The following is a 19,024-nucleotide window of genomic DNA, read 5'->3' on the forward strand; positions in this document are numbered from 1 at the left end:
GTCAGCGCGCCTCGCTGCGGTCACGGCCGAGGAAACGGTCGCGGGATTCTGCCCATGCGGCGAGGCAGTCGGCATCGCTGGCGGCAGCCTCGCCGAGCTGCTGGCAGCGGCGCAGGGTTTCGCGCAGGGGATCGGGCGACGGCTGGAAGGCTGGTGCTGGGGGTGGCGTGGGAGGTTCGTCCTTCCGCGCCATGTCGATTGCGGTCACTGTCAAGGAAATCGCAACGAACACCACGGCCCCGAGCCGGGCCAGCATCTTGCCGTCCATGGCGAGCCTCCCGGTCAGTTGTTGCCGTTGCTGAACATTTGCGCGTTGCCGGGCTGATAGCCGGTGCCGGGCGTGAGGAAGCGGCGGCGCTGCTCGCGGCCCTGTTCGGCGGCAGTCGCGCGCTCTGCCTCGGTCAGCGCGTTGGCGCGGCCGTTCGCAGAGATGACCGCGATGAGGTCGGAAAGCTGCTGCGATTGAAGCGCGAGAAGCTGGTTGCCGGCCTGCGTCGCCTGCAATGCCCCGGTCGCGCCTTGGCTCTCGCCGACAAGCGCCGCCATTTCGGCGCGGTTGCTGTCGATGTTGCCGACCGCCCCCGCCTGCACGCGCATGGCGTCCTGCAAGCCGCCGACCGTGTTCTCCCAGCGCGACCGCGCATTGGCGACAAGCTGCTGTTCGGTCGCCGAAAGCGAGACATTGCCGTATTGCTGCTGGAACGCTTGGTCGATCTGTCCGACCTCGAAGGCGATGTTCTGTGCCTGCCCGAGAAGCTGCTGCGTGCGCTGGACGCTCTGCTGAATCTGCTGGAGCGAGCTATGCGGCAGGCTCGCCAGATTGCGGGCCTGATTGATGAGCATCTGCGCCTCGTTCTGGAGGCTCTGAATCTGGTTGTTGATCTGCTCCAGCGTCCGCGCGGCGGTAAGCAGGTTTTGCGCGTAGTTGGTCGGGTCATAGACGATCCGGCCGAAACCGAATTGCGCATGGGCCGGGCTTGCCAGCATGGGCGAAAGTGCGACGGGCACGGCGAGCGCCAGCGCGAGGGCCGAGGCCCCGACGATCTTGGGATAGGTCATGGAAGAATCTCCTGTGTGGCGTGGGTATCGGGCCGGGCCGGCGCGGCGGATTCCGGCCGGTCGGCAAGATTGGTGAGGTTGGGGATCAGGTCGGCCGCCCACTCGACACCGCGCTCGCGCAGCCACGCGGCGAGGAAGCCGTCGCGGCCGTGTTCGGCATGGATGCGCGCGATTTCGGTCTGGTCGGATTTGGCGGAGGCGGCGCAGAGCGCGAGGCCGACTTCGGACAAGCCAAGCTCGAACAGGCGATTGCCCCGCCGCGACTGGCAGTAATAGTCCCGCTTCGGCGTGGCCCGTGCCAAAATCTCTATCTGACGGTCGTTCAACCCAAACTGCCTGTAAATTGCGGTGATCTGCGGTTCGATGGCGCGCTCGTTCGGCAGCAAGAGCCGCGTCGGGCAGCTCTCGATAATCGCGGGCGCGATGTTGCTGCCGTCGATGTCTGACAGGCTTTGCGTGGCGAAGATGACGCTGGCGTTTTTCTTGCGCAGCGTTTTCAGCCATTCGCGGAGCTGGCCGGCGAACCCTTCGTCGTCCAGCGCGAGCCAGCCCTCATCTATGATGAGCAGCGTGGGTCGGCCGTCGAGGCGGTCGCCGATACGATGGAACAGATAGGCGAGCACGGCCGGGGCCGCGCCGGTCCCGACAAGGCCCTCGATCTCGAACACCTGCACATCCGCCGAGCCGAGATGTTCGGCTTCGGCGTCGAGCAGTCGGCCATAGGCACCGCCGACGCAGAATGGCCGGAGCGCCTGTTTCAGATCGTTGGATTGCAGCAGGACCGCGAGGCCGGTGATCGTGCGCTCATCGACCGGCGCGGACGCCAGCGAAGTCAGCGCCGTCCAAAGATACTCTTTGATCTCGGGCGTGATGGCGATGCCTTCGCGCATGAGGATGGCGGCGATCCAGTCCGCCGCCCATGCGCGTTCATAGGTGTCGTGGATGCGGGCAAGTGGCTGGAGCGAAACGGACGCCTCGTCCCCTTCCGTGAGGCCACCGCCCAAATCGTGCCAATCTCCGCCCATGGCGAGCGCGGCGGCGCGGATGCTTCCGCCGAAGTCGAAGGCGAAAACCTGCGATCCCGCATAGCGCCGGAACTGCAAGGCCATGAGGGCGAGCAACACGCTCTTACCCGCCCCCGTGGGGCCGACGACAAGGGTGTGGCCTACGTCGCCGACATGGAGACTTAGCCGGAACGGGGTTGAGCCTTCGGTCTTTCCAAAGAGCAAAGGGGGTGCACCGAAATGCTCGTCCCGTTCCGGCCCCGCCCACACCGCCGAAAGCGGGATCATGTGGGCGAGATTCAAGGTGCTGATAGGCGGCTGGCGGACATTCGCGTAGGCGTGTCCGGGCAGGCTGCCGAGCCATGCGTCAACCGCGTTGACCGTCTCGGGCATGGCGGTGAAGTCGCGGCCCTGAACGATCTTCTCGACCAGGCGCAGCTTCTCGTCGGCTAGGCGCGGGTCGGCATCCCACACGGTGACGGTGGCCGTGACGTAGGCCATGCCCGCCACGTCCGCGCCGAGTTCCTGCAGCGCCATGTCGGCATCGAGCGCCTTGTTGGCGGCGTCGGTGTCCAGCAGCGCGGACGCCTCGTTGGTCATGACTTCCTTGAGGATCGCGGCGATGGACTTGCGCTTGGCGAACCACTGGCGGCGGATGCGGGTCAGCAGCCGGGTTGCGTCTGTCTTGTCGAGCAGGATGGCGCGCGTGCTCCACCGATAAGGGAACGGCAGGCGGTTCATTTCGTCGAGCAGGCCCGGCGTCGTCGCGGTCGGGAATCCCACAATGGTCAGGACGCGCAGGTGTGCATCGCCAAGGCGTGGCTCCAGCCCGCAGGTCAATGGCTGGTCGGCGAGCAGCGCGTCGAGGTGCATCGGCACCTCGGGCACGCGAACCCGATGCCGGTTGGTCGAGATGGTGGAATGGAGATAGGTCAGCGTCGCGCCGTCATCCATCCAACGGCACTCGGGCATGAAACCATCAAGCAAGGCCAGCACGCGGTCGGTGCGGTCGATGAAGCCGCGCAGCAGCTCCCACGGGTCCACGCCTGCTTTCTCCCGGCCCTCGTAAAGCCATGCCTCAGTTCGGGCGGCTTCCTCGGCCGGCGGCAGCCAGAGGAAGGTGAGGAAGTAGCCGGACACGAAATGCGCGTCCGCTTCCACGAAACCGGCCTTGCGCTCCGCATCGACCAGCGCCGAAGCGGGATCGGGAAACATGCAGTCGGGATAAGTCGCCGCCTCGCTGCGCTGCGCCTCCACGAAGATGCTCCAGCCGGAGCCGAGACGGCGCACGGCGTTGTTGATGCGGCCGGCGACGGCGACCAGCTCGGCCGCGACGGCGGAATCCAGATCGGGACCGCGAAACTTCGCGGTGCGCTGGAATGAGCCGTCCTTGTTCAAGACGACGCCGGAGCCGACCAATGCGGCCCATGGCAGGTAGTCGGCGAGCCGGGTGGCGGTGCGGCGGTATTCGGCAAGGTTCATCATGGCCGCGCCCTCAGACCGACAGAAAAGCCGGGATGCGGAGATGCCGCCGTCCGACCTCGACAAATTGCGGATCGCGCTTCGCCGCCCACACTGCCGCGAAATGGCCGACGGCCCATATGGCGAGGCCGACCAGCCAGAGGCGCAGGCCGAGGCCCACGGCCCCGGCCAGCGTTCCGTTCAGAATCGCGATGGAGCGCGGAGCGCCGCCGAGCAGGATGTGTTCGGTTAGCGCCCGATGGACCGGCACGGTGAAGCTCGGCACCGCGTCGAGCTGTTCGAGGCCGCCCGCCATCAAACGAGCGCCCCGCCGCCAAACGAGAAGAACGACAGGAAGAAGCTCGACGCCGCGAACGCAATCGACAGGCCGAACACGATCTGGATCAGGCGGCGGAAGCCGCCGCTGGTGTCGCCGAAAGCCAAAGTCAGGCCGGTGACGATGATGATGATGACGGCGATGATCTTTGCGACCGGCCCCTCGATGGACTGGAGGATTTGCTGCAAGGGCTGTTCCCATGGCATCGACGAACCGGACGCATGGGCGGCCGGGGCGAGCATGAGGCTGATGGCAAGGGTGGATGCGGCGGTCGCGGCAAAGCGATAGCCGCGCGTGAGCGTGCGGGTCATTCGGATTCTCCTGTGTTGTCTTGGATGGCGGGGGTGATGCGGTAGTCGCCGTCCGGCCCCAGCCCTTCGACGCGGGCAAGCTCGGCCAGCCGGCGTGCGGAACCGCGCCCGGAAAGGACGGCAACAAGGTCGATAGTCTCGGCGATCAGCGCGCGCGGGACGGTGACGACAGCCTCTTGAATGAGCTGTTCAAGGCGACGGAGCGCGCCGATGCCGGTGCCGGCATGAATGGTGCCGATCCCGCCCGGATGGCCGGTGCCCCACGCTTTCAGAAGGTCGAGGGCTTCCGATCCGCGCACTTCGCCGATGGGGATGCGGTCGGGGCGCAGGCGCAGCGAGGAACGGACCAGATCGGAAAGCGTTGCCACGCCGTCTTTCGTCCGCATGGCGACAAGGTTGGGCGCGGCGCATTGCAGCTCGCGCGTGTCCTCGATGATGACGACGCGATCCGCCGTCTTCGCCACTTCGGCGAGCAGCGCGTTGGTCAGCGTGGTCTTGCCGGTCGAGGTGCCGCCCGCCACCAAGATATTGGCGCGGGACTGGACGGCAGCGCGCAGCGTATCCGCCTGATCGGCAGACATGATGCCCGCCGCCACATAGTCGCCGAGCGTGAACACCGCGACGGCGGGCTTGCGAATGGCGAAGGTCGGGGCGGCGACCACGGGCGGCAGCAGACCCTCGAACCGCTCCCCGCTCTCGGGCAGCTCGGCCGAGACGCGCGGGCTGCGGGCATGAACCTCCGCACCGACATGATGCGCGACCAGCCGCACGATGCGTTCGCCATCGGCGGCAGACAGCCGTTCGCCCGTGTCGGAAAGCCCTTCGGACAGCCGGTCCACCCAAAGGCGGCCGTCCGGGTTCAACATCACCTCGACCACGGCCGGGTCTTCTAGAAGCCGGGCGATGGCGGGGCCGAGCGCGGTGCGCAACATGCGTGCGCCGCGTTCGATGGCTTCCGATCTTTGGTGGTTGGTTGTCATGTCGGCCCCGGTTACTGGCGGGGACGCGACGATCCCCGGATCGGGGTCGATTAAGAGAGACCGAAATCTAGCCGGTTCAACAAGTATTTGCGCCTATGCGGCGCGATGCGGTGATATGCAGAAAATAGGATAGGCTGCGGATTCAGGAACGGTCTCCATCCTTCTCCCACTGCTCCGGCAAAGGAACATCGCCCGACGAATCGATGTCGCGCGACAGCTCCTTGAGAAACCTGTCTCCCGTAGCCAGCCTCCGGCCGAGCATCTGCATGAAGCCCTCGAACCGCTCGACGCCCTTGGCGCGCGCCGAGGCTTGCGCGCTGTCCGGCAGCGGCGGGGTGGAGGCGAGCCAGAAATGGATGAACAGCGCGACCGTCTCGCCGAGCACGGCGAGATCTTCGTCGAGCGTGTCGATCTGGCGCCCAAGCCTGTCCAGGCGGCGCGACATGGCCGCCTCCAACCGATCCCCCGCGTCGCCGGACAGGAAGGAAGCGACGGCCGCATCCACGATAGCGGATTTCGACACCTGCCGGCGCAGAGCCAACATCTCGATCTGTTTCAGCAATTCCGGGTCAAAATAGACATTCATGCGGGTGCGTGTGGTCATCGGCGGTCCTTCAAAGTTCGATCCCGTCATCGGGGTTCATGGCGACTTGCCGCGCGACCGCGCGCATACGCTGGCGCATGGCGCGGGCCTTGGCCGCGTCAACGTCCGGCTCGTCGTCCAGAAACTCGAACTCCTGTTCGGGGGATGGCGGCGGGGCGACGATTTCCTCATGCTCGGGCAATTCCGGCTCGCGGCGGATGCCTGCATTGGCCGGATCGCCCTCGGCCCCGTCTGCGGCGCTCGTCGCGGAACGGCTTTCCGCCGCGACCACGCGACCGGACCAGTCATCGGATGATGGGCTGGGCGCCAGCGGAGCGGCGACCAGATCGGGCGGGGTCAGGATGCGCTCCTGCAACCGTGCGTCCTCGTAGTAGCGGGCCTTGGTGGCGCGGATCGGGGGCGTTCCCGCGACCATGACGATTTCGTCGGTCGGCGGAAGCTGCATGATCTCGCCGGGCGTGAGCAGCGGCCGGGCCGTCTCCTGCCGCGAAACCATGAGGTGTCCCAGCCACGGCGCAAGACGATGGCCGGCATAGTTGGTGGAATCGCGCAGTTCGGTCGCGGTGCCGAGTGCGTCGCTCACTCGCTTGGCGGTGCGCTCGTCGTTCGTGGCAAAGCTCACGCGGACATGGCAGTTGTCGAGGATCGCGTTGTTCGGCCCATAGGCGCGTTCGATCTGATTGAGGCTCTGCGCGATCAGAAAGCCTTTGAGGCCGTAGCCCGCCATGAAGGCCAGGGCAGACTCGAAAAAATCGAGGCGGCCGAGCGCCGGAAACTCGTCGAGCATCAACAGCAGCCGATGGCGCTTGCCGGAGCCGGTCAGTTCCTCGGTCAACCGCCTGCCGATCTGGTTGATGATCAGGCGGATAAGGGGCTTGGTGCGGTTTATGTCGGACGGCGGCACGACCAGATAGAGCGTGACGGGCTGGCGGCTGCCGACCAGATCGGCAATGCGCCAGTCGCATCGTGCCGTCACCCGCGCCACCACGGGATCGCGGTAAAGGCCGAGAAAGGACATGGCTGTGCTCAACACGCCCGACCGTTCGTTCTCGGATTTGTTCAACAGCTCGCGGGCCGATGACGCGATCACGGGATGAACGCCCGCTTCGCCGAGATGCGGCGTGTCCATCATCGCGCGCAAGGTCGCCTCGACCGGGCGGCGGGGATCGGACAGGAAGTTGGCGACGCCCGCCAAGGTCTTGTCCTTCTCCGCATAGAGAACATGGAGGATCGCGCCGACAAGCAGACTGTGGCTGGTCTTCTCCCAATGGTTTCGCTTGTCGAGACTGCCTTCTGGGTCCACCAGAATATCCGCGATATTCTGCGCGTCTCTGACCTCCCATTCCCCTTGCCGGACCTCCAGCAACGGGTTGTAGGCCGACGATCTGGCGTTCGTGGGATCGAACAGCAGCACACGGCCATGCTTCGCGCGAAAGCCAGCCGTCAGCGTCCAGTTCTCGCCTTTTATGTCGTGAACAATGCAGCTTCCCGGCCATGTCAACAGCGTCGGCACAACAAGGCCGACACCCTTGCCGCTGCGCGTCGGGGCGAAGCATAGGACATGCTCGGGACCGTCATGCCGGAGATAGTCGCGCTCGTATCGGCCGAGCACCACCCCATCCGGCCCGAGCAATCCGGCCGCGCGGATTTCTCGATCTTCTGCCCATCGCGCGGAGCCGTATGTGGCGACGTTGCGTGCCTCCCGTGCCCGGATGATTGACATGAGGATGGCGGCGCCGATGGCAATGAAACCGCCGGACGCGGCAATGATCGCACCTTCGACGAAGATTGCGGGCGCATAGGCGTCGAATGAAAACCACCACCAGAAGAAGGCCGGCGGGTAATAGACCGGCAGGTCCGCCAGTTCGAACCATGGTGCTCCAAGCTGGGGCTGAAAGCCGAGGCGGAACGCTACCCATTGCGTCGCCGCCCACGTCATCACCAGAACGATGGTGAAGACAACAGCCATTTGACCCCAAAGAATTCGGCCTCCGCGCATACGGCTCCTGCCTGCGATAAGGGACGGAGCCGATCAGAGAATATGCAAATCCACGACAGGCAACAGGAAAACAGATATGGGAGGACTGGCGGATATTATCGGCGGAAAATAGGACGGGTTGCATCTGCGCTAACGGCAACATGATTACCGCCGCGCAGCCGGTAGGCGAACCTTGGTTGGTGGTCCATTTTCGCGGCAAGACTGAGAAGATTCTTGAGTGCCACATTGCGGTTAGACGGCACCCAAACAGCGGTGAAGACAACCGGCTCAGATTCATCGGCGAAGGGTAAGAACACGATGCCGGTCGTCGGCAGAAACGACGTTGCAGCACCGGCGATGGTGACACCGAAACCTTGCCCAACCAATGATAGCAGAGTGCTCCGTCCCACGTCGAAGCGCCGAATTGACGGCGCGGGCCAGCAACCCGCAAGGCGCAGCACAATATGGTCGTGAACCTGGGGGCCGGTCCCGCCATAGCCTGCAAGGAATGTTTCGCCCGTCAGATCAGCCCAGATCACGTCCCTCTGTTTAGCGAGATGATGCCCCTCAGGTAGCACAGCCATCAGCGGCTCGGTCCAGATCGGGCGTGTATGACAGTCGAGAAGCTCGGGAACACCTGCCACGAATGCCAAATCCAATTGACCAGCGCGAAGCTTCATAACCGCTTCACGAGCCGTGCTCTCGATGATCTCAAGATCAATGCACGGATAGTCTTTGCGGTATTGCCAAATCAGTCTGGCGAGAAAGCTTCGCGGTATCAAAGCGTGAATGGCCATGCGCAAGCGGCCGCATTCTCCCAATGCTGCCATACCCGCAGTCTTCACAGCATGGTCTAGTTGATCGACGCCTATAGAGACTCGCTCCACAAACAAGCGTCCGGCCTCTGTGAGCCGAACACCTCGCGTGTTGCGCTCGAACAGGAGCACGCCAAGATCTTCCTCTAATGTCCTGATCCGCGCACTAACGCTAGATTGGGTTGTGCCGAGCGCTTGGGCGGCACGATAAAAGCTCAGATGTTCAGCGACTGCGAGCGTCTGGATCAACGACGCCAAGGGGATGCGCGTGCCAAGCAAGGTCCCGCAAATCTGCCTGGGAGACACGCTGGCTGATTTTCCTCGGGACCTCGACCTCCGCCGCATGTGCCACCACGACTACAGCTTTCTGACGAGCGTCAGTCCGTCCCTCCATGGCATAAGGACCATCTCCACAGAGGCCTGAGCATGGATCATTTCGTTCAGGGCACGGACCGCATCGGTAGCAGGGCCTACGTAGTCTGGGTCGGTAGCGAGGGGGCCGGTCACCACTCGACCGTGGATGAGCGTATCATCTACGACTATCACTCCCCCCGAGCGCACAAGCCGCAGCGCTTTCTCATAGTAAGCGGGATATCCTGGCTTATCGGCATCGATCACAATAAGATCGAATGAGCCCTCACCCCGAAGCCGGATGAGATCGTCCAAGCTTTTTGCAGCGTCCCCAATGATAGCTTCGATACGGTCGGCAACATTCGCCTGTTGCCAGAACGTACGTGCCAAACCGACGTACTCTTCCGATATATCCAGTGTGATCAGCTTGCCTCCCTCTGGCAAGGAAAGCGCCATCGCAAGCGCGCTGTAGCCTGTAAAAGTCCCTATCTCCAGAACCCGTCGAGCTGAGAGCAGGCCGATCAACATCTGGAGGAACGCAGCCTGCTCAGGGGCGACTTGCATCATGGCCATTTGCCCACGAGTCTGAGCCTCGTTGCGGCAAGCAGCAAGCGCCGGATGGTCGCGATATGCGACTCGGTCGATATACTTCTCGATGTCGTCGGTCATAGGGATGTTGATACGTATCATCGGCATATTCCAAGTTTCATGCTATCAGGTGGCCGGAGCGCCGGTACGGAGCGGCAGCGCTTGTTGACGCACGTGCCTCCAGTCCGAGGTGTATTTATTGAACAGAGATTCAGAAAATGCAAGAGGCGTACGAGGACGCCCACGCAAAGCCAGTGATGAAGAGCTGCTTAAGGCAGCCTACCGGGCGTTGGGCGAGGTCGGCCCCCAACAGTTGACGCTTGGACACGCCGCCCGTCAGGCCAAGGTGTCTCCAGCGACGCTGGTGAATCGCTTCGGCAGCCGGGAAACCTTGTTGTTCAAGGTATCGGAGATGGTCACTGTCGAGACAGAAGAACGAAGCAGCCGGGGGTTTTCCTCACAAGCTGCACTTGATGATCTATTCGAACTCGTAGGGCAGGTCAGCGATGTAGCGACATCGGCATCCACACTCGCCAATTATGTATCATTCCTGCAGATGGAGCTGGCGTCCCCTGCTATGCGTGTGTGTGTTGAGCGAAGGCTGATTGCGCTGGGATCGGGACTTAAAGCGAGACTCGAAGCGGCTATACAGAACGATGAAATGATCGACACCGATATCGACAAGCTTGCTGAGCTGATTTTGGCGGTCATTACCGGCACCCAAATTGGGTGGCTACTGAAAGCAGACGAATCCCTGCCGGAACAGGTCGCAGAGAACATCCGCAGGCTATTGCAACCGTACCGAAGGCCGCCCGCATCGGGTAAACTGAAAGTTTAGGGTTGAAACCCTGGGGCTTGAGCTGGTCGCCGGCGCGTTCGATGTCGCCACGGATAAGGTGATTCGTGTTAGCTGCCTTCGCTTATCCTGCCCCCCATGATCGGGGCAGGACAGCGGCTGGGATCAACCTTCCGCGAAAGCTTACGGACAGGTGTATTCGCCCGTATGAACCCAAAATGTCACGGGGCGATCAAACTAGAGATGGCAACAGTAGGAAAATGAACAAAAAGGCCGCAAAGCATAGCGAATGCAAAATTCAAAATTTTTTGAAGGCTCTGCCCATCTCTGACGGAGCGGTAGCGGTCAGGGTGATGTCACATGCCGATGCAGAAGCATACGCTTCTGGAACTGATGATGCGCTGGTCAGGCGCTTTGCTCACTTGCCCTTGGAAAAGTACACGCCACAGGTTGTGCATGATCTCATCAAAGGTGCGATAGCAGACGGATTGCGCGATGGGACCCTCGCGGTTCTGACGATCTCGGATGCAAGTTCGGATTCGTTTCTCGGAAGTCTGGTGTTCTTTGATGTTACATCTGACGATGCGGAGATCGGCTATTGGGTTGCTCCCGAGCATCGGGGTCGAAGAGTTTCGGGCCGAGCACTTATGCTCGCTATGGAAATTGGCCGCAAACTGGGGCTGAAAAAGCTTCGTGCTCGCACGGTTCAGAACAACCCTGCCTCCGGCAAGGTTCTTTTAGACGTGGGATTTGAACAAATAGGAAATCCGCTGCCGCAGGTTGCTCCGTCTGGCAAAACTGAAATGAGCGTGAATTATCTGGTTGAGTTATGACCGAGGCATTTAGATACTTAGCTCGTTCTGTCGGCCTATTTTCCATGACGCTGACCCGCCCTGCACAATGCCCGTCACCTCGCGGCCGAGTTGGCGGTCAATAACGGGCCGCCAAGGGACAAGGGTGAACTCGTGGCTCTTTTCCACGATAGCGAACTTGCCGCTCGTTAACTGGGCAGTCCCGGTGAACCTGCCGCTAACGCTCTCGCCGTCCGTGGCGGCGCGGAACGGCAGACCCTTGCCCTCGGCCATCTCCGCGCCGATGCGGGCAATTTCCCGCTCGCGCAGCGTGACGAGAAGACTGCGCCGATAGAAGATTCGACCATCCCGGCTGCGCGTGGCGTCGCGCTGTTCGATATGATGCTCGCGGCGCTGGTCTATCGCCTCGCGGACCTGCTGGCCGAAACCGGCCAGGGCAAGATCCGATGCGTCGGCAGATAGTAGGCGCCGATCAAGCCAGGTCGCACCATCCGCGCCGATCTGCTTTTCAAGGTCGAAGACCGACAGGACGCGAACGCTGGCCTGCCGGTTGCGCCCGGCATCATAAGCGGCGGCGCGGCTCTCGAAGTCGTCGGGGATGCGCCAATGGTCGGCGTCGATCCGCTCAACGATCCCGGCGCGGCGCAACGCCTCCAGCCGGCGGACATGGGCATCGACATATTCCTCGTATTCGCCGCCCGGACCGCGCCCCTCGAACTTCGCCTGCTCCAGATGGCGGCTCGGCCGATAGACGCCATCCTCGGCGATGGCGGCAATGCTTCGGTCGGATGGCCGCTGCCCTGTGTCGGCCGGGCCTATCTCGACAATGCTGCCGATCCGCGCATCCTCGACGCGGGCCGGGTCGATACCGGCGACATGGTGCGTCTGCCCGTCGATCCCGTCCACCACAAGCGTCAGGTTCTCGCCCAACTCGTCGGACAGATACTTATCGACGACGCGCCCGACGATGGGTGTCTCGGGCGGCCCGTCATGGATTTGGAAGGTGAGCGGGTCGCGCTCCATGCCATCGGCTTTCAACACCTTGTGCATGTCGCGGATGATGTCCCCGCGCTCGCCCATCTCGCGCATGGTCGGCTCCATGTGCTCACTTAGCTCCCACACGCCCGGCGCATGTTCGATCGCCAGCCCCATCCTCTCCAGTTTGGCGAGGCGGCGCAGGCGCAGCGCCCGATTGAACTGGCGGCGCGGTTCGTCCGGCTCGTGGCGAAGGTCGAGGAACCTGTCGTCGGCTTCCTCCGTCATCGCCCGGTCGATGCGCGTGAAACGGTCCTGGTCAATTTCGGCCGACAGCTTGCGGGCCTGTTCAATCTCGCTGGCGGGGCCAAGCTCCAGCGTGGTCAATTCGCTGGCGCGCTCGCGGATGCCGTTGGCGAGATAGTCGCCATTGATGACAAGGTTCTCGCCAAGATCGTCCCTGCCCCGGACGATGACATGGACGTGAGGATGGCCGGTGTTGTGATGGTTGACCGCAACCCAATCCAGCTTCGTGCCAAGATCGGCCTCGATCTGGCTCATCAGGTCGCGCGTATGCGCTGTCAGGTCCGACAAGTCGGCGCCGTCCTCCGGCGAGATGATGAACCGGAACTGGTGGCGATCCTCCTTGCCGCGCTCGACGAAGGCATCGCCATCGGCGCGATCCTCACTCGCCGAATAAAGCCGGCCGCGCTCGCCATCGCGGGATGTCCCGTCGCGCTGGATGTAGCGAAGATGGGCCGCCGATCTGCCGTTCCGGCCCGCGTCCTTGACGTAGCGGGTCTTGACGACGACGCGGCGCATCCCCGGCGCGCTGTGCCGCCAGCCGCCCGACAAGGTGCGGGCGCGAACGAAGGTCGCGCCGCGACCACGCCGGACGCCCGGCCCCTTGGCCGAACGGGAAACCTTACCGCCCTTCGCAGCCGTGCGGGTTTCGAGACGCGGCGAGTATTTGGGATGGGCGATGCTGTGCTGCCGGGCGAGCTTCTTCGCCTGGGTCAGAAAACTCCTGGTCCTGCCCGCCTTCGGCGTGTCGGCGCGGATGCGGCCGGGCTTCGGGCGGAAGCGGTTTTCGTCGTCGGCGCTCATGGGCGCGGCTCCAGCCAAAACTGCCAAAAACAGGCCAATATGGGCCTATGGTGCCGCTCGAAACCCGGCAAAGCCAAGGCTTTGCGCGAAATTGCGGCACGCGGAGTCCGAAAACAGGGTGCCACTCGCGGCTCCCCTATCCAGTGTGCAGACAACAATAATTTCCAGAACTGGCCCGACATGGTGCCATGTTCCTTTATCTTGCCCTCGTAAAATCCCGTCCTTTCCGCCCCTCCGGCCCTCATGATTCCGCTCCGTCCGCTGGCCGTTCCTGCACACCGCGAGGCGCAACATGCGCCGCCGGCTCGCCTGGCAATGCGAATTTGAGACGCCATGTGCGCCACGCATCGGTGACCGCGCCCGTACCGGGAAACAGGTCGTCGAGCGTGTCGTCGGGACGCGCGGCGACCATCTCGAAAGCCCAATGGCAAACCGCTTCGGGCTTCGCGCCAGTGAGGCCGCGGCGCAGCGTGATGCTCTCCTGAATCCAGTCCCGCATCACCAGCCGCTTGCTGACAACGGGCTTTCGCGCGGCCTTCACGATGACCGGTTCCCACGCGAAGGCGACGGGGATGTTGCGCTTGAACGCCGCGAAACCTTTCACCCAGGCCATCCACCGCGCGCCCGTCTGTTCGACCAGCGGGGCAAGCGTGGCGATGGAGCGCGGCGTCGCGGCGGCGTGCAATATCCAGCCGTCATAGTCGCGCTCCAGCCGCTCGATCAGGCGCACATGATCGACCTCGCCGGCATAGTCTGGATGGTCGCGGTAGAGGTGGGCGCAGCCGACATAGGGTGGGTCGGCATAGGCGATCTTCATCGGCGATCCGGCTCCGAAGCGGCGGCGAACAGGTCGCCCGATTGCGGGTTGGATGACGGCGCGACCGTCGATTGGCTGCCATCCGGGCGCTGGACGAACAGGGGTGCGCCGCGCCAGTCGGGGGGCGGCGCCGGTTGCCGGGATGGTCCATCCGATGGAGTCGCGCCGCCGAGAATCGGGGCGAGCGCGGCGACATAGGCGCGTGTCTCGGCGGGCAGCGGGCGGCCCGTCGCACGGTGTTCGTCATAGCGACCGGGGCCGGCGTTGTAGGCCGCGAGCATCGCGCCGACATTGCCGTAGCGGTCGAACATTTCGCGCAGGTAGGCCGTGCCTGCCATGATGTTGTCGCGCGGGTCGTAGGCATCACGGCCGAGGCCGTAGCGGACGCGCAGGCCCGCCCATGTGTCGGGCATCACCTGCATCAACCCCATCGCGCCAGCCGATGAAACCGCGCGCACATCGCCCGCGCTCTCGGCGCGCAGCACGGCGACAATCCAATGCTCGGGGACGCCGAACCGCCGCGACGCCTCGGCGATGTGGGCCGCATAGGGATGGGCGGCGGCTGGGCGCTCGACCGGCGCGGCCTGCGCGACCGCCACGCCCGATCCCGTGCAGACAGAAAGCGCTCCGGCGAGCAACGGCACGGCAAAACGCCATGCCACCCTATCTCCGCAATGGCTCCAGCCTGCCAGCGTCCTCGCTGCGGTCAAGGGTGCGCGCGAAGCGCCGGCCGGGGGCCGCCCCTGACCTTCGCTGTGGGCGCTGGCCGTCCTGCGCCCGAGCGGGACGAAGGGATGAGCCGGATTTCCCGCGAACAAAGGGATGACCAGAACGCGCACTGATCAGCCCCGATCCTCGCGCGCCCGTGGCCGCTTCCACGCGAGCCGGAAGGTGCGTCCCTCGTCGTCGGCCTGGAACAGCGCCGGGCGAAACAGCGCAGGGAAAAGCGGGCTGTCGATCTCCAGCGCGATATAGTCGCCGGCGCGTTCGCCGACACGTTTCCACGCCCCGCCGATCTCGGGGCCGTCCTCGTCGTCGAGCTGGATGCGATAAGCGGGCGTGTTCTCGCCGTCGCCCGGCTCGATGGCGACAAGAACGATTGCCTCGTCGATGCCGAACAGCCGGACGCGGCCGGCATAGCCGTTGGCGGTGGATTCAAAGATATTGACGGGCATGGTCAGTCTCCTTGTGCTTGGGGGAAATCAGTGCGTCGGCGCGCGCCACTCGAAGCGGCCGGCGCCTTCCTCATTGGTCCAGAGCGGAACGGCTCTGCCGATGACGGAGCTTGCGGGGACGGGTCCGAAATATCGGCCGTCCAGGCTGTCGGACACGTCCCAATTCATGAGGAAAATCTGGTCGTCGCCGATGACGCGGCAGCCCTGCCAGATGGGCAGATCGCGGCCGAGGCTGTCGCGCTCCAGCGCCTCGCCCATCTCGATCCCGTCCATCGTGACCGTGCTGCCGGTGCGGCAAACCCGCTGCCCCGGCAGGCCGAGGACACGCTTCAACAGCGGGACGCCGCGCCCGACATAGCCGCGCCCGACCATGAAGGCGGCGAGCGGTTCGGGCGGCATGACGGCGACCAGTTCCGGCACGTCGAGCGCGTTGACCGGCTCGACCGTGTAGAAGCCGACCGGCGCGCTGGCGGTGGCGTTCCAGATCAGTTTCGTCGGCGTCTCGACGGCGATGCCCATTGCGGCCAGCGCCGTGACCGCAAGGTAGCGGCGGCGCGTCATGGGTCGATCCTCCGACGCCCGATCCATGCCGCATGTCGTTCCGGCGTGTAGTCGCTCGGCTCCAGATTGGCGGTTAGGCGGTTGTGCGCGTGCCGCCAGTAGTCCGGCGACACGTCGGCCGGGTCCAGGCCCAGGGCTTCCACGGCGTCGATGACGGCAAGCGCGCGTTGCACCTTCGGCCAGCCGTCGAGGCGCAGCAGGATTTCGCCGCCCGGCCGCACGAAGGGCAACGTCTGGAATGGCTCGCCCCGACCGATGGCGCGCACAATGTCGATACGGGAAATGATCGTGCCATGCTCGCCGGCCGCCCAGCGGACAAAGGCGAAAATGCTCTCCGGTGCGAAGCCGACGACGCTGCGGCGACGGTCGAGTATCTGTTCGTAGCTCTTGCGGCCGAAGCGTATCCAGTGCTCGACCTTGCGTTTATCGAAGGTGAGTTCAACCAGTGTCGTGAAGGGCGCAGGCCCGTCCAGCAGCGGACGGCCGTGCGCGCTACGATACGCGCTGCGGGTCATTGTTCGTCTCCGGGGGTGTCGGGGGTGGAGCGCACCAGCACCGCGTCGAGCGCGGCTTCGGTGCGCAGGATCGCGCGGCCGATGGCTTCGGGGATTTGCGGAAGAACGGCGTCGCCGAAGGCTTCGACGATCAGGCTGGCCGCAGAAGTCCCTTTGCGACTGCCGGGCGCAATGCGCGTGTCAGCCACCCAGGCGGAAAGCCCATCATCCAGCCGTAGGTGATGGGCAAGGCCGCCGTTCCAGTCAGCCCATGGTTCCGCAGCATCGCCGCCAGCGCCCGCGCGCCCGCCCATTTGTCCGGCGCGCGATCCGTCATCGCGCCGTCCATCACCGCGTCCATCGTCGGGGATTTCCTGCGGGCGTAGGCCGGACTCCAGCCGTCCATGCGGCTGTCGCGCTTCGTCGGTGTCGGCAGAGTTTCCGTCGCATGGCGCAGCAGATTCGGCGTGTCGATCTGCGCCTTCGCCCCGTTCGCCCGGCGTCCCGTCTCGATCTCCTGCGCGCTCAATCTGCGCCCGCCGTTCGGCTTCACCGGGGTCGGCATCATGCCCGCATGATGGCTGGCATGGCCCTGCAACTGGCTCAACACGTCGCCGCGACCGCCTCGATCCGCATCCGATTTCCTCGGCGTCGCCAGGATTATGCGCAGCGGATATGTCGATCCCGCCCCGCCGCCCGCGCCATTCGTCATGCCATCCGTCACCATCGGCGTCGGTAGCGGCAGCGGGCGATTGCGGAACAGGTCGTAGAGACCTGATTCCTTCATCGCCCTGCGCGCGCCAGAACCGCCCTCCAGACGGATGCCACCTTGCTGGTATTGCGATACGGGTGTCGGCAAGCTGTTCGGGGTCGTAGCCGATGAGCCATGACCGCTTGCGGACATGGTTGGCGCCGACATTGTCAGCACCCACCACGCACGGTTCAACGGCGTAGCCGAGCGTTTCCAGTTCAGCGAGCAGCCGGTCAGCGCCGCGAGTTCTGAGATTAGGGCTTTTCTCAAAAGCGAACCAGCGAGGGCGGCAATCTCCGACCAGGCGGACGGCTTCGAGGTAGAGGCCCGACCGTTCTCCGTCGATGCCTCGCCCTTTGGTGTTGGCGCTGGAGATGTCTTGGCACGGCGGGCTGCCGACGATGATTTCGGGCAGGATTCCAAGGTCGGAAACAAGGCGAGCTGCCGTGAGTCCGCGCACGTCCTCGTAGAGTCTGACATGGGGATTGTTCTCTGCGTAGAGGATGCGCCGCCATTCGACGATCTCGCAGGCGGCGATGGTGACGAAGCCCGCGCGATGCAGGCCGAGCGACCAGCCGCCGGCGGCGGCGCTGGACAGGTCGAGGGCGCGCATCATGGCGCACCTCGCGGCACGGTGCCGGCACCATGGGTCGCCCGCGCGTGCGTCAAAGAAGAAGAGTTAGATTCTTTGTTAGATTCTTCTATAGAGTCCGGCGAACGATTTGCGCCTGATGTCCCGATATTGCGTGCGCCTGATGTCCCGATAGGATTCACATGGTTATCAACAGGCACTGTGGATAGTTCTTCGGGAAGGAAACGCAGCAGCTCCCGGCCGTTCTCCCATTCGATCTGGAGCAGGTAGCCGGGCAGCGACTGGCGGGCAGCGATCCGCCGCAGGTCGAGCGCGAAGTCGGACGGCCGGGCGAGGCTGCCGGACTTCTGGTGAAGGTGAGCGATCTCGAAAGACCAGCCTTCCGGCTGGCGGCCGGCGTGCTTGCGCGCGACGCGGTAAAGCCAGCGCTCGATGCCACCCTTCAGCCGGAAATAGGCCGGATCAATCGCCAGCACGAGCGAGCGATCGATGACGCTGTTGTAAAACCATTCGGGCAGGACAAATTCCATGCCCTCGACGCGGCCGGCGTGCGTGGTCATTTCCTCCCATTCGTTGATCCAAGAAAATTGCCGCCTCCGCCAATGCGCGCCGTTGCGGATCGTGGTTGCGATGACGGTGGATTGCAGCCGCGCGAGTGCCGCCTTGAGCAGAAAATAGTCCCGGTTGCCCGTCGCCCGCCCGATGGCGCGCAGAAGCTGGTAGGGCATGAAGCGAAAGAAGCGCGACGTGATGAGGCCGTTGTTCTCGGCCGCGACGATCTGGCTCGCCGCCCATATCAGCACGTCGGCGTCCCAGATGGTTGCCATGCCGTGCTCGGGCATACCGAGGACTTGAACCTCGACATCGGCGGCTTTGTAGAGAATCGGCTTGGTGCGCGGCGATTTCGCCAGGGAGAAGAAAGGCCGCTCCATCAGGTCGCGCTGGTCGCGCGGTGCGGCGTTACCGGTTGCGACCACGAAGGGGTGGAGGCGGCGGCGCTCGCTGGCGTTCTCCGGTCGGGCGGGGCTGTGATCGTTGTCCCGCAACATTCAGAGCCGATTCCGTTCATCGGGCGTGAGCGGGTGCGGGGGAAAGACCGTGCCGGCGCCCTTGTCCCGCGTGCATGTGCGGGCGCCGGTTTCGGTCCAGGCTTCCAGATCGCGGATCGAATAGAGGACACGGCCGCCAACCTTCCGGTAAACCGGGCCGGTGCCATAGGTGCGATGCTTCTCAAGTGTTCGGCGCGAAAGGCCGAGGAAATACGCAGCTTCCTTGGTGCGCAGGAATCTCGGTGGCAGGTCCGCCAGCGGGTCGGGCATGGGATCACCTCGGGTTCGTCGGTTGACACCGCTGTCAGCGGCGACAGCGGGCTGTGGCGAACCTTGGCGAGGAATCGGCGACCTGTAGCGGGCCGAATTTGCAACTACATTTTAACGGCCCCCCAATAGCCGCAAAA

The 19,024-nt window shown here is 64.2% G+C and carries 21 protein-coding genes; 2 read left to right on the forward strand and 19 right to left on the reverse strand.

The window, feature by feature from the left end; translation table 11 throughout:
* Position 1: 1 nt before the first annotated feature.
* From trbK-alt to Q0601_RS19670, 10 genes are all read right to left on the reverse strand, one after another.
* The gene (gene trbK-alt / locus Q0601_RS19625) at positions 2-268 is read right to left on the reverse strand and encodes a putative entry exclusion protein TrbK-alt (protein WP_305291610.1); all 267 of its coding nucleotides are present in this window, start codon (positions 266-268) and stop codon (positions 2-4) included.
* Positions 269-282: 14 nt separating this feature from the next.
* Positions 283-1,059 carry a P-type conjugative transfer protein TrbJ gene (trbJ, locus tag Q0601_RS19630; protein ID WP_305291611.1) on the reverse strand — a complete coding sequence of 259 codons (777 nt, stop codon included), beginning with the start codon at positions 1,057-1,059 and terminating at the stop codon, positions 283-285.
* Complete coding sequence (trbE, locus tag Q0601_RS19635; RefSeq protein WP_305291612.1) at positions 1,056-3,548, reverse strand: conjugal transfer protein TrbE; 2,493 nt, start codon at positions 3,546-3,548, stop codon at positions 1,056-1,058. The genes trbJ and trbE overlap by 4 nt, the downstream gene beginning before the upstream one ends.
* A gap of 10 nt (positions 3,549-3,558) precedes the next feature.
* Positions 3,559-3,840: a VirB3 family type IV secretion system protein gene (locus tag Q0601_RS19640; protein ID WP_305291613.1), complete on the reverse strand. Its 282-nt coding sequence runs from the start codon at positions 3,838-3,840 to the stop codon at positions 3,559-3,561.
* Positions 3,840-4,172: a TrbC/VirB2 family type IV secretion system protein gene (locus tag Q0601_RS19645; protein ID WP_305291614.1), complete on the reverse strand. Its 333-nt coding sequence runs from the start codon at positions 4,170-4,172 to the stop codon at positions 3,840-3,842. The genes Q0601_RS19640 and Q0601_RS19645 overlap by 1 nt, the downstream gene beginning before the upstream one ends.
* Positions 4,169-5,104, reverse strand: a complete 936-nt coding sequence (gene trbB, locus Q0601_RS19650; protein WP_441848434.1) for a P-type conjugative transfer ATPase TrbB — start codon at positions 5,102-5,104, stop codon at positions 4,169-4,171. The genes Q0601_RS19645 and trbB overlap by 4 nt, the downstream gene beginning before the upstream one ends.
* 190 nt (positions 5,105-5,294) lie before the next feature.
* The gene (locus tag Q0601_RS19655; RefSeq protein WP_305291616.1) at positions 5,295-5,756 is read right to left on the reverse strand and encodes a ribbon-helix-helix domain-containing protein; all 462 of its coding nucleotides are present in this window, start codon (positions 5,754-5,756) and stop codon (positions 5,295-5,297) included.
* A 10-nt stretch (positions 5,757-5,766) separates the two neighbouring features.
* Positions 5,767-7,755 (reverse strand): conjugal transfer protein TraG, encoded by a 1,989-nt coding sequence (locus Q0601_RS19660; protein ID WP_305291617.1) that lies wholly within the window; start codon positions 7,753-7,755, stop codon positions 5,767-5,769.
* A 95-nt stretch (positions 7,756-7,850) separates the two neighbouring features.
* Positions 7,851-8,855 carry a LysR family transcriptional regulator gene (locus Q0601_RS19665; protein ID WP_305291618.1) on the reverse strand — a complete coding sequence of 335 codons (1,005 nt, stop codon included), beginning with the start codon at positions 8,853-8,855 and terminating at the stop codon, positions 7,851-7,853.
* Between the two features lie 51 nt (positions 8,856-8,906).
* The gene (locus tag Q0601_RS19670; RefSeq protein ID WP_305291619.1) at positions 8,907-9,590 is read right to left on the reverse strand and encodes an O-methyltransferase; all 684 of its coding nucleotides are present in this window, start codon (positions 9,588-9,590) and stop codon (positions 8,907-8,909) included.
* A 97-nt stretch (positions 9,591-9,687) separates the two neighbouring features.
* On the opposite strand from Q0601_RS19670, the gene Q0601_RS19675 reads away from it, so the two are divergent.
* Together Q0601_RS19675 and Q0601_RS19680 are read left to right on the forward strand one after the other, a co-directional pair.
* A complete protein-coding gene (locus Q0601_RS19675; protein WP_305291620.1) occupies positions 9,688-10,326 on the forward strand; it encodes a TetR/AcrR family transcriptional regulator in 639 nt (212 codons plus the stop codon).
* 218 nt (positions 10,327-10,544) lie between these two features.
* On the forward strand, positions 10,545-11,117 hold the full coding sequence (locus Q0601_RS19680) for a GNAT family N-acetyltransferase (RefSeq protein WP_305291621.1): 573 nt from the start codon (positions 10,545-10,547) through the stop codon (positions 11,115-11,117).
* A 9-nt stretch (positions 11,118-11,126) separates the two neighbouring features.
* Here the strand turns inward: Q0601_RS19680 and Q0601_RS24735 are convergent, their stop codons facing one another.
* The 9 genes from Q0601_RS24735 to Q0601_RS19725 all read right to left on the reverse strand — a co-directional run bounded on the left by Q0601_RS24735 (position 11,127) and on the right by Q0601_RS19725 (position 18,887).
* Positions 11,127-13,178, reverse strand: coding sequence for a relaxase/mobilization nuclease domain-containing protein (locus Q0601_RS24735; RefSeq protein ID WP_370656153.1), 2,052 nt, complete (start codon positions 13,176-13,178; stop codon positions 11,127-11,129).
* Positions 13,179-13,419: 241 nt separating this feature from the next.
* Entirely contained in the window at positions 13,420-13,995 is a 576-nt protein-coding gene (locus Q0601_RS19690; protein ID WP_305291622.1) for a hypothetical protein, read from the reverse strand.
* A complete protein-coding gene (locus Q0601_RS19695) occupies positions 13,992-14,657 on the reverse strand; it encodes a lytic transglycosylase domain-containing protein (RefSeq protein ID WP_370656154.1) in 666 nt (221 codons plus the stop codon). Before Q0601_RS19695 ends, Q0601_RS19690 begins: the two co-directional genes overlap by 4 nt.
* 180 nt (positions 14,658-14,837) lie before the next feature.
* Positions 14,838-15,170, reverse strand: a complete 333-nt coding sequence (locus Q0601_RS19700; protein WP_305291623.1) for a DUF736 domain-containing protein — start codon at positions 15,168-15,170, stop codon at positions 14,838-14,840.
* 27 nt (positions 15,171-15,197) lie between these two features.
* Positions 15,198-15,731 (reverse strand): S26 family signal peptidase, encoded by a 534-nt coding sequence (locus Q0601_RS19705; protein WP_305291624.1) that lies wholly within the window; start codon positions 15,729-15,731, stop codon positions 15,198-15,200.
* Positions 15,728-16,246: a DUF2840 domain-containing protein gene (locus tag Q0601_RS19710; protein WP_305291625.1), complete on the reverse strand. Its 519-nt coding sequence runs from the start codon at positions 16,244-16,246 to the stop codon at positions 15,728-15,730. The genes Q0601_RS19705 and Q0601_RS19710 overlap by 4 nt, the downstream gene beginning before the upstream one ends.
* Positions 16,243-17,592 (reverse strand): DNA cytosine methyltransferase, encoded by a 1,350-nt coding sequence (locus Q0601_RS19715; RefSeq protein ID WP_305291626.1) that lies wholly within the window; start codon positions 17,590-17,592, stop codon positions 16,243-16,245. Before Q0601_RS19715 ends, Q0601_RS19710 begins: the two co-directional genes overlap by 4 nt.
* Complete coding sequence (locus Q0601_RS19720) at positions 17,589-18,617, reverse strand: replication initiator protein A (protein WP_305291627.1); 1,029 nt, start codon at positions 18,615-18,617, stop codon at positions 17,589-17,591. The genes Q0601_RS19715 and Q0601_RS19720 overlap by 4 nt, the downstream gene beginning before the upstream one ends.
* Positions 18,618-18,887 carry a helix-turn-helix transcriptional regulator gene (locus tag Q0601_RS19725; protein ID WP_305291628.1) on the reverse strand — a complete coding sequence of 90 codons (270 nt, stop codon included), beginning with the start codon at positions 18,885-18,887 and terminating at the stop codon, positions 18,618-18,620.
* Positions 18,888-19,024: the final 137 nt, after the last annotated feature.

The sequence above is a fragment of the Paracoccus wurundjeri genome, assembly GCF_030678915.1.
In the GTDB taxonomy this organism is placed as follows: Bacteria; Pseudomonadota; Alphaproteobacteria; order Rhodobacterales; family Rhodobacteraceae; genus Paracoccus; species Paracoccus onubensis_A.

What these genes read in the sequence shown, in the direction of transcription:
- trbK-alt (WP_305291610.1), bottom strand. Translation starts at nt 268, where the DNA reads ATGGACGGCAAGATGCTGGCCCGGCTCGGGGCCGTGGTGTTCGTTGCG.
- trbJ (WP_305291611.1), bottom strand. Translation starts at nt 1,059, where the DNA reads ATGACCTATCCCAAGATCGTCGGGGCCTCGGCCCTCGCGCTGGCGCTC.
- trbE (WP_305291612.1), bottom strand. Translation starts at nt 3,548, where the DNA reads ATGATGAACCTTGCCGAATACCGCCGCACCGCCACCCGGCTCGCCGAC.
- Q0601_RS19640 (WP_305291613.1), bottom strand. Translation starts at nt 3,840, where the DNA reads ATGGCGGGCGGCCTCGAACAGCTCGACGCGGTGCCGAGCTTCACCGTG.
- Q0601_RS19645 (WP_305291614.1), bottom strand. Translation starts at nt 4,172, where the DNA reads ATGACCCGCACGCTCACGCGCGGCTATCGCTTTGCCGCGACCGCCGCA.
- trbB (WP_441848434.1), bottom strand. Translation starts at nt 5,104, where the DNA reads ATGTTGCGCACCGCGCTCGGCCCCGCCATCGCCCGGCTTCTAGAAGAC.
- Q0601_RS19655 (WP_305291616.1), bottom strand. Translation starts at nt 5,756, where the DNA reads ATGACCACACGCACCCGCATGAATGTCTATTTTGACCCGGAATTGCTG.
- Q0601_RS19660 (WP_305291617.1), bottom strand. Translation starts at nt 7,755, where the DNA reads ATGCGCGGAGGCCGAATTCTTTGGGGTCAAATGGCTGTTGTCTTCACC.
- Q0601_RS19670 (WP_305291619.1), bottom strand. Translation starts at nt 9,590, where the DNA reads ATGATACGTATCAACATCCCTATGACCGACGACATCGAGAAGTATATC.
- Q0601_RS19680 (WP_305291621.1), top strand. Translation starts at nt 10,545, where the DNA reads ATGAACAAAAAGGCCGCAAAGCATAGCGAATGCAAAATTCAAAATTTT.
- Q0601_RS24735 (WP_370656153.1), bottom strand. Translation starts at nt 13,178, where the DNA reads ATGAGCGCCGACGACGAAAACCGCTTCCGCCCGAAGCCCGGCCGCATC.
- Q0601_RS19690 (WP_305291622.1), bottom strand. Translation starts at nt 13,995, where the DNA reads ATGAAGATCGCCTATGCCGACCCACCCTATGTCGGCTGCGCCCACCTC.
- Q0601_RS19700 (WP_305291623.1), bottom strand. Translation starts at nt 15,170, where the DNA reads ATGCCCGTCAATATCTTTGAATCCACCGCCAACGGCTATGCCGGCCGC.
- Q0601_RS19705 (WP_305291624.1), bottom strand. Translation starts at nt 15,731, where the DNA reads ATGACGCGCCGCCGCTACCTTGCGGTCACGGCGCTGGCCGCAATGGGC.
- Q0601_RS19710 (WP_305291625.1), bottom strand. Translation starts at nt 16,246, where the DNA reads ATGACCCGCAGCGCGTATCGTAGCGCGCACGGCCGTCCGCTGCTGGAC.
- Q0601_RS19715 (WP_305291626.1), bottom strand. Translation starts at nt 17,592, where the DNA reads ATGATGCGCGCCCTCGACCTGTCCAGCGCCGCCGCCGGCGGCTGGTCG.
- Q0601_RS19720 (WP_305291627.1), bottom strand. Translation starts at nt 18,617, where the DNA reads ATGTTGCGGGACAACGATCACAGCCCCGCCCGACCGGAGAACGCCAGC.
- Q0601_RS19725 (WP_305291628.1), bottom strand. Translation starts at nt 18,887, where the DNA reads ATGCCCGACCCGCTGGCGGACCTGCCACCGAGATTCCTGCGCACCAAG.